This window comes from Caenibius sp. WL, from assembly GCF_019803445.1.
Taxonomy (GTDB): domain Bacteria; phylum Pseudomonadota; class Alphaproteobacteria; order Sphingomonadales; family Sphingomonadaceae; genus Caenibius.
This window is the reverse complement of record NZ_CP081844.1, coordinates 1,718,519-1,732,098: the sequence shown is the minus strand read 5'-3', so window position 1 is coordinate 1,732,098 and position 13,580 is coordinate 1,718,519. Positions and strand designations below refer to the sequence as shown.

Here is a 13,580-nt window from a genome sequence, read left to right as displayed (position 1 = left end):
ATCTGAACGCCAGATGACCGAACGGCCCGGCATCCATGAAATGCTGATCCGGCACGGCGATTTCCCGCAGGCAACCGCTCAGGCCTGTCCCAAATGGGCGACCAGCGCCTTGACTTTCTTCTGCCGCCACTGGGGCACGGGGGCGACAAGCCAGTAGGCCCGGCGTGAGGGCAAGGGATCGCCCCATTGCGCCACGCGCCCTTCGGCAATCCACTTTTCCGCCAGCAGCGATGGCACTTCGGCAACGCCCAGCCCGGCGGCGGCGGCGGCCAGCGCCTGCCCGGCATCGGGCACGCTCAACATCGCACCATCAGCGGCGGCTTCGGGCTGGCCTTGCCAGTAGATCAGCGGGACATCGCCTTGCAGCACCTGCCCCGGCGCGCAGATGCGGACCAGTTCGGCGTTGCCCAGCATGATCCCTTCCAGTTCGCCCGGCCCTTCCGACCAGCGCACCGCAAGATCGAGATTGGCTTCGGTGAAATCGCTGGCCTCACCATCGACCAGCGCGAACTGGACTTCGGGATTGGCATCGCGAAAGCCGCTCAGCCGTTCCCCCAGCCACGCGGCGAAGAAATCGCGCGGGACAGCGATGGTATAGTGATGGCTGGCCTGCCCCGCCTGCATGGCGCGCACCGATTCCTCGAAATAGAGGAACCCTTCGCGCAGCGGATCGAGGCCTGCCACGGCCTCTTCGGTCAGTTCCAGCCCTTTGCTGGTGCGCCGGAAAAGCACCACGCCCAGCACTTCTTCCAGCGCGCGAATCTGCTGGCCGACCGCAGCCGGAGTTACGGCCAGTTCGTCCGCCGCGCGGGTGAACGACAGATGGCGCGCCGCCGCGTCGAACACGCGCAGGGCATTAAGGGGCAGATGCGTCCGCTTCATGGGAAATGGCGTTTAATCGCGGCGGGCACGCGCGGCAAGCGCAGCCGGAGCGGCAAGCCGATCAATCCGCCGTGGCCGGCGCTGCGAGCGGGAAGAACGGAATCGCGACACGCAGCGGCCCACCGTCTTCCTTGCGGAAGGTATAATGGCCTTCCATCGAGCCGTGCGGCGTCGTCAGCGGGCAACCGGAAACATAATCGTGCGTGCCGCCCGGCAGGAGAACCGGCTGTTCCCCCACCACCCCTTCGCCATCGACATGATTGATCATGCCGTTGCCATCCGTGATCCGCCAATGGCGCGAGATGAGCTGGATCGTTTCGTGCGAGTGGTTTTCGAGGCGGATGTGGTAAACCCAAAACCACCGGCCTGCCGAAACATGCGATTGTTCGGGCAGGAAATTGACCGCGACGCGCACCGTCACGCCTTCGGTCGTCGCTGCATGCTGGAAAAGCTGGTCCATAACGAATCGCAGACTAATGCGATTTACACGCGCGACAAGTCCCTCACTCTGGACTGTCCACCCGATTGTCGCGCGGCAAGCGCGTGAAAGCTTTCCAATTTCCAGATGACGCCATCCGGCGGGTAATCGAGAGAAACGGTCGCTTGCAGGCTCCGGCGCGGAACATCGCGAATCAATGTCGTGCCGAAACCCGTCTTTTCCGGCTGGCGGGGTGCCGGCCCGCCGGTTTCACGCCAGGACATGGCGAACCGCCCGGTCTGGGGATCGGCCTGCCATTCGAGCGCGACTTTCCCTTCCGGCACGGACAGGGACCCGTATTTGAGCGAATTGGTCGCCAGTTCGTACAGCGCCATGCCCAGCACTTCCGCGGCCCGGCTGTTGAGCGCGACATCGGGCCCTTCGCAGATCACCTGCCGCTGCCCTTCGCCGAGAAAGCGAAGCTGCGCGGTGGCCAGTTCCGCCACCGGCACTTCCTGCCACCCCTGCCGCACCACCACGTCCTGATTGATCGCCATGCTTTGGAGGCGGCGGTCGAACCGTTCGAGAAAATCCGGTGTCGCGCCCGCGGTGCGGCCCGCAATCGCGCGGACTTTCATCAGCATGTTCTTGGAGCGGTGATTGACCTCGTGCAGCAGCAGGCGGATGTGTTCGGCCTGTTCGCGCTGCTCGGTGATGTCGGTGTTGCTGCCGAACCAGTCGGTTATCACGCCGTTTTCATCGCGAATGGGGATCGCCCGCGACAGGAACCAGTTGTACTCTCCATCGCGGGCACGGATGGGATAGATTTCCTCCCAATCCTCGCCCGTGCGCAGCGATTGGCTGAAGCTTTGCCTCAGGCGATCGATGTGATCGGGGTGGATGACCGACCAGTAATCGGGATCGCCGACCTGCCCGTTCGCCTGCCCCGTGTATTGCTCCCACCGGGAATTGAGCCAGTAGATCCGTCCGCTGGGGTCCGCGGTCCAGACGCATTGCGGAATGTTATCCGCCAGCAGGCGGAAACGCCGTTCGCTGGTTCGCAGACGGTCGAGCATCGCCAGATGCGCGGAGGCATCGCGCGCGATCTTGCTCGCCCCGATAATCGCGCCCGACGCGTCTTTCACCGGCGAAACGGTAATGGCGACCTGCACGAGATGCCCAGCCTTGTGCAGGCGTTCGGTGAAGAACTGGCCGACCAGTTGCCCCGAACGGACGCGGGCGAGAATATCGTCTTCTTCCTGTTGCCGATCCTCGGGAATCAGGCGGCGGATAGACTGGCCGACCATTTCATCCGCCGCAAACCCGAAAATCCGCTCCGCAGCAGGATTCCAGCTGATGATCCGGCTATCGAGATCCTTGGCGACAATCGCATCGTCGGAAGATTGAACCAGGGCAGCATAATGATCGAGCGCTTGCATCATAGCACCTCATCTGACCTGCCCCACAAATGCCGACGGCGAGCGACGGCTATTTTTCAGAGTAGATGCCAAGCAAACAGGAATCAACGTGAAATCAAGTTCCTGCGCTCAAAGGCCGACGCGCTGTAATGCCTGATCCAAATCGTCCATGATATCTTGCGGGTCTTCCAGCCCGACACTGATCCGCAGCATGCTTTCACTCACGCCCATTCCCTCACGCGTTTCGGGCGTAAGGCTGGAATGAGTGGTGGACGCCGGATGAGTCATCAAAGTCTTGGCATCGCCGATATTGTTCGAAATATCGATGAGTTCGAGCGCATCGAGAATGGCATGCGCCGCCTCCCGCCCACCATCGATTTCGAACGAGAAGATCGAACCCGGCTTGATCATCTGCCGCTGCGCCAGCGCGAATTGCGGATGGCTGGGGAGCCCCGGATGGAGAATGCGCGGCACTCTCGGTTCGAGGAACCGGCCGATTTCCAGCGCGCTGTCAGCCTGGCGGTTGGCCCGCAGGTCCAGCGTTTCGAGCCCTTTGAGAACCACCCAGGCGTTGAAAGGCGACAGGGTCGGCCCGGTGTTGCGCTGATAGGGCAGCAGCACGTTGTTGATAAAATCCGCCGACCCACACACCGCACCGGCCAGCACGCGGCCCTGCCCGTCCATCAGCTTGGTCGCGGCATAGGCCACCACATCGGCGCCGAATTCGAGCGGGCGTTGCAGCGCGCTGGTGGCGAACGCGTTGTCCACCACGCTGCGGATGCCGTGTTCCCGCGCCAGCGCGCAGACAGCGGCGATATCCACCAAATCCATCGTCGGGTTGGCTGGCGTTTCGAAGAAGAACATCCTGGTGTTCGGCCGGATCGCGGCTTTCCACGCATCGAGGTCGCGGCCATCCACCGCCGTGGTTTCGATGGCGAAGCGCGGCAGCAGATTGTCCGTCACCCAGCGAGTCGGCCCGAACGCCGCCTGCGCGACCACCATGTGATCGCCCGCCGAAAGCTGCGACAGCATCACCGCCGTCATGGCCGCCATGCCCGAGGCCTGCACCCGGCACGCTTCCGCGCCTTCCATCAGCGCGATGCGTTCTTCCAGCATCTGCACGGAAGGGTTCTGCGTGCGCGAATAGGTCATTCCCGGCGCCTGCCCGGCGAAGCGCGCTGCGGGCGTTGCCGCATCGTCGTAGGAATAGCCGGAGTTGAGGAAGATCGCTTCGCTGGTCTCACCCTGCTCCGACCGCCAGGTGCCCCCACGCACGGCCCGCGTTGCCGGGCGCCACTTGGAAGTAATCGAACGGTTCTGACCGGTGGTTCTTTTCATGCGCGGGCGTTTAAGCCCGCATCAACCGCTGGGCAAGCAGGGATCGCAACCGAAGGATAACCCGCTCCGACCGGTATCGGAGCGGGCCGAAGGACCGCCGTGCGGCGGATGCTGCCTTCAGGTGGCGATGGCGTTGCCCTTGGGCCCCGCCAGTACCCAGACGATGAAGCCGACCACCGGGAAAACGAGAATACCGATAGTCCAGAGCAACTTCGACACGGTGGACACACCGCTGGTCAAGACACTGTAAATCGCCCAGATATCGAGAATCAGAATAACGATGCCGAGGAGGAATTCCATATCGTCCGCTCCTTGTTCCTGAGCCCCCGCAGAGGCGGGAGCACCTGGTCAAGCAACGGACGAATGGAGAATCGGTTTCTCTGGCGGTTTCCCCGACAGCTTCCCCGCACCGGCCGAGGCCGCCTCAGAGGCGTGCGAGCACCGCGTCCCCGATTTCCACCGTACCCGCGCTGCCGCCGAGATCGCCGCCGCGCACGCCATCGGCCAGAGCCTTGGCCACCGCCGCTTCGATCCGCTGGGCTTCCGCTTCCAGCCCGAAGCTGTGGCGCAGCATGATCGCCAGGCTGAGGATCATCGCCATCGGATTGGCCTTGCCCTGCCCGGCGATATCCGGCGCGCTGCCATGAATCGGTTCGAACAGCCCCTTGGTCCCGTATTGGGTCTGCGTTTCGCCCAACGCCGCGCTGGCCAGCAGGCCGATAGAGCCCACGCACATGCTGGCCTGATCCGACAGGATGTCGCCAAACATGTTGCCCGTCACGATCACGTCGAACTGGCCCGGATCGCGCACTAGCTGCATCGCGGCATTGTCGACATACATGTGGCTCAGTTCGACATCGGGATAGTCCTTGCCGACTTCGATCACCACGTCGCGCCAGAGCTGGAAGGTTTCCAGCACGTTCGACTTGTCGACCGAGCACAGGCGCCCCTTGCGCCCCTGCGCCGCGCGGAATGCGACGTGAGCGATGCGGCGCACTTCGTCTTCGGCATAGGACATCACGTCCCAGCCCTGGCGGCGGCCGTCTTCCAGCGTGCGGATGCCCTTCTCGCCGAAATAGACGTCACCGTTGAGTTCACGCACGATCAGCATATCGATCGCACCGGCCACTTCAGGGCGCAGCGCCGACATTTCCTCCAGCCCGGCGAACATCGTGGCCGGGCGCAGATTGGCGAACAGCGTCAGTTCGCGCCGCAGGCCGAGAATGGCCTGTTCCGGGCGCAGGTGCCGTTCCAGATTGTCGCATTCGAAATCGCCCACCGCGCCGAACAGGATGGCATCGGCTTCGTGCGCGATCCTGATCGTGTCGGCATGGAGGGGATGGCCGAGCTGCCGATAGCCCGCGCCGCCGACATAGCCTTCCATCAGCGTCACATCGGGCAGATTCAGCGCATCCAGCACCCGCAGTGCCTCACGCATGATTTCCGGACCGATGCCGTCTCCGGCGAAAACCGCGATCTTCATGGACTACCTTTCTGCCCTGTGATGGTTTGGACCGCTGGCGATCCGGGCCAGCCGGTCGCGCAGCATTGCGCGGGCCGCCATAATCATTCCGCGCCGGTCGGCAAGGCAGTATCGCCCGATCAGCGCGCCCATCCGGTCGAAAGCGACCAGATCATCGCTCCATTCGGCCGTGGCGGCCAGACTGTCGCCGCCATAGCCCAGTTCCCGCAGCAACAGTGCCTCGTAACGCAGCAGAGCTTCCGCCCAGCCCCGCGCGGACGGCGCATGGCAGATAGCCGTGAGGACAGCGCTCAACGCGTCATACAGACTGGGAAACGGTTGCCGTTCGGGCAAGGCGCTGGCCGTCAACGCACAGGCCCAGACGATCGCCGCGGCAGGCAACGGTTCGCCGAGCCATGGCCCCCGGCTTTCCACCAATTCCAGCTTCGCGAAAGGCAACTGGCTGTCGGAACGGCTGCGGATTTCCACATCCACGAGGTTTCCGGGAATCACCACTGGGCGCAACACCCGTCCGCGCCCACCGGCCACGTACCCGGCGACCAGTCCGTATTCCCGTGTCAGCAGGCGCGCGATAACCGCCGTCTCGCCGTGGGCACGGGCGGCGCAAAGAATGGCGGGCGCGCGAATATGCATGGCGCATGCGTTTGGCCCGGCCCAGCGGCAAAGGCAATGGCGCGGCAATCACCTGTCCGGCCAGCAGCGCGGATTCATTTTTACAGCCATGAGACAGTAATTGCGGCGTATCCATGCCGCATGTTAGAGATCAATTCTCAGGCAGCTACTTCACAGGCCTTATGACAATTTCGCGCTCTCATACGCCCACCGGAGAATTTCTGACGCTGACCAACGATAGCTGGGTCGGCCGCTCCATCCGGGAATACGGCGAATGGTCATACAGCGAAGTCGAACTGCTGGCCCAGATGCTGGCGCCGCACAACAATGTCATCGAGGCTGGCTCCAACATCGGTTCCCATACGCTGTTTCTTGCCCGCAACATCTGCCCCAAAGGCAAGATATTCGCGTTCGAGCCGCGCCGGATCGTTTTTCAGATTCTTTGCGCGAACATGGTCCTGAACGGTGTGACCAATGTGCATGCCTATCAACTGGGGATTGGCGAGAAGGACGATATTCTGGAAGAGGCGGCGCTTCCCATCGAACGGGAAGTGAATTTCGGCGCCCTATCCGCGGGAATGGTAAAAGGCGAAGGCGAAGTGCTGCATCTGATCCCGCTGGATTCGATGTTGGACACTTTGCCCGCGATCAGCCTGATCAAGGCGGATGTCGAAGGATTCGAAGCCAATCTGCTGCGCGGTGCGCGCAAGCTTATCGCGCGGGACCGGCCCATCCTCTATCTGGAAAACGACCGGCCGGACAAATCGGAAGAACTGCTCAGCCTGGTGTCCACGTTCGGCTATCGCATGTATTGGCACGCGCCGGCGCTGTATCGTCCGAACAACTTCGGCCAGAATCCGGTCAATTATTTCGAGAATGTGGTTTCACTGAACGTTCTGTGCGTGCCCCAAGAAACGAACTGGCATATCGATGGGGTCGCTCCGATCTCGGATTTCGGGCATCACCCCCTTGCGTAACTGACAGGGCGGATCGGCGCGAGATCGCCGCGCCGAAACGATACGCCAAATCTTGGGATCACCCGTTCAGCCTGGCTTCCAGCGCAGCCAGCCGTTCGGCTAGTTTGTCGTTTTCTTCCCGCGCCTTGGCCGCCATATCCTTTACGGCGTCGAACTCTTCGCGGCTGACGAAATCGAGCCCGCCGAGCGTTTCCTTCAACCGTTCACGGGCGCCTTCGCGCGCTTCGCGGGTCATGCCCGCAAACGTGCCTGCGGCGCTGTTCATCAGTTTGACGACATCGGCGATCAAGGGATTTTCGCTTTGCATAGGGGCTATGTGGTCGCGCCCGCGCGGCTTGTCCAGAGGGCAGGTGCGAGACGCGCACCGCATGCAGGCCGCGCCTTACAGTTCCAGACGCTGCACCGCGCCCGAGGCCACCCCGCCATCGGCCTGGGGATTGGCTTCCAGAAACTGCCAGGTCAGCAGCGTGGCGAACAGGACCCAGGCCAGATAAGGCACCAGCAATATCCCCGCCAGCCGCCGGATTCGCCAGAACAGCACCAGCGTCACCGCCACCGCGATATCCAGCACGCCGAGCAGCACGAGCGAGGCGGCGATCCGGTGCCCGGCAAAAAACAGCGGCGACCAGGCGAGATTGAGCGCCAGCTGGAGCGCGAACATCGCGATGGCCAGCCCCCGCCCCCGCGCACCCCAGGCGGAGCACACAATCGCGCAGGCCAAGCCCATCAGAGCATAGAGAATGGTCCAGACAATCCCGAAGACGGCGGGCGGCGGAAACAGCGACGGCTTGACCAGAGCATCGAACCACGGATTGCCGGGGCCGCTGCGCGCCAGTTCGCCCGAGAGGAAACCGGCCAGCAGGACAGCGGGCACCAGCAGCAAAACCCAGCGAAGCAAGCTTGCCCGCAATTGCCCGCGCGAGGCCAGAAGACTCATTCGCAATCCCCCCTGATTCGGCCCGGATATTGGCGGGGAGACCCGCCGCATGCAATCGGGGGGATGATGGCTGTGCCTCAACGGGACTCGCCGCGGTTGCCCGCGCTTATTCCCGGCGGGCGGCGATCAGGAATTCCACATTGCCTTCGGGGCCCGTGATCGGGCTTTCGACAATGCCATCGACAACCCAGCCGGCGCTTTCCAGCCAGTCGCGCACTTCCGCACAGACCCGTGCGTGGAGCGCCGGATCGCGCACCACGCCGCCTTTGCCCACTTCGCCTTTGCCCACTTCGAACTGCGGCTTGATCAGCGCCACCAGCCGGCATTGCGGCGCGGCCAGTCGCAAGGGTACTTCCAGCACTTTGCGCAGCGCAATGAACGAAGCGTCGCAGACCACCCAATCGCAGGGCGCATCGATCTGTTCCGCCGTCAGCACCCGCGCGCTGGTCTGCTCCAGCACGGTCACGCGCGGATCCTGCCGCAGTTTCCAGGCGAGCTGATTCGTGCCCGAGTCCACCGCGAACACGCGGTGCGCGCCATGCGCCAGCAGGACATCGGTGAAGCCGCCGGTCGAACTGCCGATATCCATCGCAATCGCACCGGCAGGATCGAGCGCGAAGTGCTTCAGGGCATGGGCCAGCTTGATCCCGCCGCGCGATACCCAGGGATGATCGCGCCCCTTGAGAACGATCTCGGCGTCTTCCGGCACCTGCTGGCCGGGTTTTTCCGCTTTCCTGTCGCCCACCATGACGAGCCCCGCCATGACGAGCGCCTGCGCCCGGGCGCGGCTTTCCGCGAATCCGCGCGAGACGAGCAGTTGGTCGATCCGTTGTTTCTTTGCCACAAGCGAAGCCGATAGCCGACACTGCCCCCTTGAGCCAGCACCCGCTTCGGTGCCATCATTGCCGCATGATCTTGAAGCGCCTTGCTCCTTTCGGACTGTTCGCCCTGGCGGCCTGTGTGTCGCAGACCACCCCTCCCCCAACGCCGCCCACTCATAAACCGGCCGAACGCCCCACGCCTCCTCCACCGCCGCCCGCCAACTGGATGGATGCGCCGCGCACACCGGGGGACTGGTCCTATCAGCAGGGCCGGGCCGCGTATGGCCGTCCGGGGGGCGCACCGCTGTTCACGCTTGCCTGCGAACGCCAGGCAGGCCGTATCACGCTCACCCGCGCGGGCTCCGCCCCATCGCGCGCGGCCATGCGGATATTGACCGAAACCACCTCGCGCACGCTCGATGCCGCGCCCAGCGGCGCGAATCTCGCCGCCGCGCTGCCGGTGCGCGATCCGCTGCTCGATGCCATGGCCTTTTCCAAAGGCCGCTTCGCCGTGGAGACGAGCGGCCTGCCGACTCTCTATCTGCCAAGCTGGATCGAAGTCTCGCGCGTGATCGAAGATTGCCGCTGAGGCCGCTTTGACGCGCCTTTGCCCGGCGCGTTCAGCAAATCTTTCGCGGAAAACAGAACGGGCCGGTGGATAACCGGCCCGAAGTGCTGATTCTGACACCAAAAAAAATCAATACAAGTCTTGTGTTGCGCCGCATCATGACTCACATTGGTGGCAAGCCCGGAGCAACCCCGGGTTTAGCCGCAAAAAACGGCGACTTTGGCTCAACAGCGCGAAAGGAGGTGATCCGATGTCTCATGGTCCAGCAGAGAGGTCGGTTGAGTTCCGCGCGGAGCATTATCGCTAGGCTTCCATCAGCGATAAAGGCTTCGTGGGCGGCACTTCCTGGCCGCTGACCATGCGAAAGGCCGCTCCCGGTACGGGCCGGGGCGGCCTTTCTCATATCCGGCATATCCCTTCGTCCGGCACGGGCCGGCGTTTCCCGGCCTTTCGCGATAGGCTACTCTCCCCCTTGCACGAAACGGCGCTTGGGCTTACCCGCGCCGCACGATCGCAGAACGCGCAAAAGAGAGGTGGCTCCGCCCATGGCCGACAATCCGGGTATCACGTTTGAACGACTTCCCCATCCCGCGCCCACCGATCCGGCGCAGCGGGAACAGGCGCTCGCCAACCCCGGTTTCGGCACGGTATTTTCCGATCACATGGTCACGATCGACTGGGAAGAAGGCAAGGGCTGGCACAACGCGCGGATCGGCCCGCGCGGCCCGCTGAGCCTCGATCCGGCCACCGCCGTGCTCCATTATGCGCAGGAAATCTTCGAAGGGCTGAAAGCCTACAAGCAGGACGACGGCGCCATCGCCCTGTTCCGGCCGGAAGCCAACGCCGCGCGCTTCAACGCTTCGGCCCAGCGCCTGGCGATGCCCGAACTGCCCGAAGAGGTGTTCGTCGAATCGGTCCGCCTGCTGGTCGATACCGATCGCGACTGGATTCCGACTATCGAAGGCGGTTCGCTGTACCTGCGCCCGTTCATGTTCGCGTCGGAAGCCTTCCTCGGCGTTCGCCCGTCCAAGAAATACACCTATATCGTGATCGCCAGCCCGGCGGGCAATTACTTCAAATCGGGCGCCCCCGCCGTGTCCATCTGGGTCAGCCGCGACTATTCGCGCGCGGCCCCCGGCGGCACCGGCGCGGCCAAGTGCGGCGGCAACTACGCCGCCAGCCTCGTTCCCCAGGCCGAAGCGATCGCGCGCGGCCACGATCAGGTGGTGTTCCTCGATGCCGAAGAACACAAATGGATCGAGGAACTGGGCGGCATGAACCTGTTCTTCGTGTTCGATGACGGGCGCGTGCTCACCCCGCCGCTGTCCGGCACGATTCTGCCCGGCATCACCCGCAACAGCCTGATCACCCTGGCGCGCGAAGCGGGCCTCGATGTCCGCGAGGAACGCTACAGCCTCGATCAGTGGCGGGAAGACGCCACCAGCGGCAAGCTGATCGAAGTGTTCGCCTGCGGCACCGCCGCGGTCGTCACCCCGGTCGGCAAGATCGTCAGCCACGATGGCGAAGTGATCATCGGCTCGGGCGGTCCCGGCCAGTTGACGCAGAAGTTCCGCAACCGGCTTGTCGGCATTCAGCGCGGCACCGTGGAAGACACGCACGGCTGGGTCACGAAGCTCGCCTGACTCTCAGCGATTGCAGCAATTCGGCGCCGCCGCGGTTTTTCCACGGCGGCGTTGCCGTATCTGCGCCAGAGTGAAGCCGTTCTAAAGGCTCGCCAAGAAGCGCTCCCTTGCCCGCCCGCGGCCGGCACGCCATCCTGCCCCCATATCAGGACCGCCCCGCAGGAGAACGATCATGACCGATACCCCTTATACCCCGCCCAAAGTCTGGACCTGGGAAGGCGATCTGGGCGGCCGCTTTGGCGGCATCAACCGGCCCACCGCCGGCGCGCGCGAAGATCGGGCGCTTCCTGTCGGCGAGCATCCTTTCCAGCTTTATTCGCTCGGCACGCCCAACGGGCAGAAAGTCACGATCATGTTCGAGGAACTGCTGGACGCGGGCCATGCGGATGCCGAATACGACGCATGGCTGATCGACATCATGGAAAGCCAGCAGTTCTGGTCCGGCTTCGTCGAGATCAATCCCAATTCGAAAATCCCCGCGCTGGTCGATCGTTCGGGGGCGGAACCGTTCCGGGTGTTCGAATCCGGGGCGATCCTGCTCCATCTGGCGGAGAAGTTCGATTTCCTCCTCCCTCGGAGCCCCGCACGCCGCGCCGAGACTTTGAGCTGGCTGATGTGGCAGATGGGGTCCGCGCCGCTTCTCGGGGGCGGGTTCGGGCATTTCTATGCTTATGCCCCGAACAAGATCGAATATGCGATCAACCGCTTCGCACTGGAAGCCAAGCGTCTGTTCGATGTCGCCAACCAGCAACTGGCCAGAACCCGCTTCCTCGCCGGTGACGATTACACCATCGCCGATATCGCGGCATGGCCCTGGCTGGGTATGCTCTATCGCGGCGATGCCTACGACAACGGCGCGGAGTTCCTTTCCCTCCACGAATACGAGCATGTCGGCCGCTGGGTCAAAGAAATCGGGCAACGCCCCGGGGTTATCCGTGGCCGCCTCGTGAACTCGGCCAAAGGCATCGCCGAACGCCATTCCGCCGCCGATTTCGTGGCGCTCGATCCGGAACTGTTAAAAGGCGCATAAAGCGCACATATCCCCCTTCCCTTCGCCGGAGCGCCCGCTATAGAGGCGCCCGGCTGCTGGGGCGTCGCCAAGTGGTAAGGCACCGGTTTTTGGTACCGGCATTCGCAGGTTCGAATCCTGCCGCCCCAGCCAGACAATTCCATTCAGAACAGGCTCCGACAGGCTCAGGATGAGCGGAATTGTGCGAGGGCCATTCGTACTAGCAAACGATACATCGCCTGGGCAGAAGAGATCGAGGAAGCCTCAGCGCCGAAGCGAGCGCCAGTCAGCACATCTCGCCGCAGATCCCAGGGGCCAACTCTTGCGCAGGCTTGCGCCGGACCAGCAGGACCGCAGCCAGCCCCAGCGCCGATGCGGCGGCACCGGCCAGGGCCACGGCGGGATAGTCCAATCCCGCGGCGATCACACCGCCGCCCAGCGCGGCGCCGATGGCATTCCCCAGATTGAACGCCCCGATGTTCATGGCTGAGGCGAGATTGGGCGCATCGGCGGCTGCGGCCATGACCCGCACCTGCAAAGGCGGGACCAGCGCAAAACTGGCAATGCCCCACAGGAAGATGAGAATGGCCGTGGGCACCGCATAAGGCATCAGCAGCGCAAACAGCACGAGGACGGCGGAAAGGCCCGCCAGCGTGACGATCAGCGTCATGTCCACCGACCGGTCCGCATAGCGCCCGCCCAGCCAGTTGCCGACTGTCAGCCCGACGCCGTACGTCACCAGCATCGCTGTGATAAACCCGATGGAAGCATGCGTTTCCTCACGCAGGATCGGCGCAATATAGGTGAACACAGTGAACATCGCGCTGGCGCCGATCACGGTGAGGCCGAGCGCTGCCAGCACCGGGCCGCGCGAAAGCACGCGCAGTTCGGCCACGGCGTTGCCATCCACAGGGGCCGGCCTGTCCGGCAGAGTCAGCCGCAGCGCCGCCATTGTCACGATGCCGAGCGCGGCAATTCCCCAGAAGGCGGCGCGCCAGCCCATGATCTCGCCCGCCCAAGTGGCAAGCGGCACACCCACGACATTGGCGATGGTAAGCCCCATGAACATCGCGGCCACCGCGCTGGCCTGCCTGTGAGGAGGAACCAGACTGGCCGCGACGATCGAGCCGACGCCAAAGAAAGCGCCATGATTGAGCGAGGTGACGATCCGTGCCGCCATCAACATGCCATAGCTGTCGGCCACGGCGGCGATCAGATTGCCCAGGGTAAAAATGCCCGCAAGGCCGATCAGGAGCGTGCGGCGGCGCATGCGCCCGGTTGTCAGTGTCATCAGCGGCGCGCCCAGCACCACGCCGATGGCGTAGGCGCTGATCAGCAGGCCCGCCATGGGGATCGAGACATCGAGATCCTGCGCGATCACCGGCAGCAGGCCCATCGGCGCGAATTCGGTGACGCCGATGCCGAAAGCGCCGGCGGCCAGCGCCAACAAGGGGGGATTGAGCTTCATTGTGTG

General features: G+C 63.8%; 15 protein-coding genes and 1 tRNA gene. 5 read left to right on the top strand and 11 right to left on the bottom strand.

Annotation, left to right across the window (positions count from 1 at the left end; all coding sequences use genetic code 11):
• Positions 1–78: 78 nt before the first annotated feature.
• From K5X80_RS08105 to recO, 7 genes are all read right to left on the bottom strand, one after another.
• Positions 79–882, bottom strand: a complete 804-nt coding sequence (locus K5X80_RS08105; RefSeq protein WP_222557248.1) for a LysR family transcriptional regulator — start codon at positions 880–882, stop codon at positions 79–81.
• A 61-nt stretch (positions 883–943) separates the two neighbouring features.
• Positions 944–1,342, bottom strand: coding sequence for a Co2+/Mg2+ efflux facilitator ApaG/CorD (apaG, locus tag K5X80_RS08100; RefSeq protein WP_222557247.1), 399 nt, complete (start codon positions 1,340–1,342; stop codon positions 944–946).
• A gap of 23 nt (positions 1,343–1,365) precedes the next feature.
• Entirely contained in the window at positions 1,366–2,742 is a 1,377-nt protein-coding gene (locus tag K5X80_RS08095) for a PAS domain-containing HWE histidine kinase family protein (RefSeq protein ID WP_222557246.1), read from the bottom strand.
• A gap of 105 nt (positions 2,743–2,847) precedes the next feature.
• Positions 2,848–4,056 carry a trans-sulfuration enzyme family protein gene (locus tag K5X80_RS08090; protein WP_222557245.1) on the bottom strand — a complete coding sequence of 403 codons (1,209 nt, stop codon included), beginning with the start codon at positions 4,054–4,056 and terminating at the stop codon, positions 2,848–2,850.
• Positions 4,057–4,173: 117 nt separating this feature from the next.
• Positions 4,174–4,356 (bottom strand): PLDc N-terminal domain-containing protein, encoded by a 183-nt coding sequence (locus tag K5X80_RS08085; protein ID WP_222557244.1) that lies wholly within the window; start codon positions 4,354–4,356, stop codon positions 4,174–4,176.
• Positions 4,357–4,480: 124 nt separating this feature from the next.
• On the bottom strand, positions 4,481–5,539 hold the full coding sequence (gene leuB / locus K5X80_RS08080) for a 3-isopropylmalate dehydrogenase (protein WP_222560327.1): 1,059 nt from the start codon (positions 5,537–5,539) through the stop codon (positions 4,481–4,483).
• A gap of 3 nt (positions 5,540–5,542) precedes the next feature.
• Positions 5,543–6,172 carry a DNA repair protein RecO gene (gene recO, locus K5X80_RS08075; protein ID WP_222560326.1) on the bottom strand — a complete coding sequence of 210 codons (630 nt, stop codon included), beginning with the start codon at positions 6,170–6,172 and terminating at the stop codon, positions 5,543–5,545.
• A 161-nt stretch (positions 6,173–6,333) separates the two neighbouring features.
• Here recO and K5X80_RS08070 point away from each other — a divergent pair, with 161 nt between their 5' ends.
• Entirely contained in the window at positions 6,334–7,128 is a 795-nt protein-coding gene (locus K5X80_RS08070; protein ID WP_222560325.1) for an FkbM family methyltransferase, read from the top strand.
• A 58-nt stretch (positions 7,129–7,186) separates the two neighbouring features.
• Here K5X80_RS08070 and K5X80_RS08065 read toward each other — a convergent pair whose 3' ends face one another.
• From K5X80_RS08065 to K5X80_RS08055, 3 genes are all read right to left on the bottom strand, one after another.
• Positions 7,187–7,435, bottom strand: a complete 249-nt coding sequence (locus K5X80_RS08065; protein WP_222560324.1) for an accessory factor UbiK family protein — start codon at positions 7,433–7,435, stop codon at positions 7,187–7,189.
• Positions 7,436–7,510: 75 nt separating this feature from the next.
• A complete protein-coding gene (locus K5X80_RS08060; protein WP_222560323.1) occupies positions 7,511–8,065 on the bottom strand; it encodes a TspO/MBR family protein in 555 nt (184 codons plus the stop codon).
• 106 nt (positions 8,066–8,171) lie between these two features.
• Positions 8,172–8,909: a TlyA family RNA methyltransferase gene (locus K5X80_RS08055; protein ID WP_222560322.1), complete on the bottom strand. Its 738-nt coding sequence runs from the start codon at positions 8,907–8,909 to the stop codon at positions 8,172–8,174.
• 65 nt (positions 8,910–8,974) lie between these two features.
• On the opposite strand from K5X80_RS08055, the gene K5X80_RS08050 reads away from it, so the two are divergent.
• The 4 genes from K5X80_RS08050 (at position 8,975) to K5X80_RS08035 (ending at position 12,259) form a co-directional block, all read left to right on the top strand.
• On the top strand, positions 8,975–9,475 hold the full coding sequence (locus tag K5X80_RS08050) for a hypothetical protein (protein ID WP_222560321.1): 501 nt from the start codon (positions 8,975–8,977) through the stop codon (positions 9,473–9,475).
• A 524-nt stretch (positions 9,476–9,999) separates the two neighbouring features.
• Positions 10,000–11,097 carry a branched-chain amino acid aminotransferase gene (locus K5X80_RS08045; RefSeq protein WP_222560320.1) on the top strand — a complete coding sequence of 366 codons (1,098 nt, stop codon included), beginning with the start codon at positions 10,000–10,002 and terminating at the stop codon, positions 11,095–11,097.
• 172 nt (positions 11,098–11,269) lie between these two features.
• Positions 11,270–12,127 (top strand): glutathione-dependent disulfide-bond oxidoreductase, encoded by an 858-nt coding sequence (gene yghU, locus K5X80_RS08040; RefSeq protein ID WP_222560319.1) that lies wholly within the window; start codon positions 11,270–11,272, stop codon positions 12,125–12,127.
• 57 nt (positions 12,128–12,184) lie between these two features.
• Positions 12,185–12,259: transfer RNA gene (locus K5X80_RS08035), tRNA-Gln, on the top strand.
• A gap of 133 nt (positions 12,260–12,392) precedes the next feature.
• Here K5X80_RS08035 and K5X80_RS08030 read toward each other — a convergent pair.
• A complete protein-coding gene (locus K5X80_RS08030) occupies positions 12,393–13,574 on the bottom strand; it encodes an MFS transporter (RefSeq protein WP_222560318.1) in 1,182 nt (393 codons plus the stop codon).
• Positions 13,575–13,580: the final 6 nt, after the last annotated feature.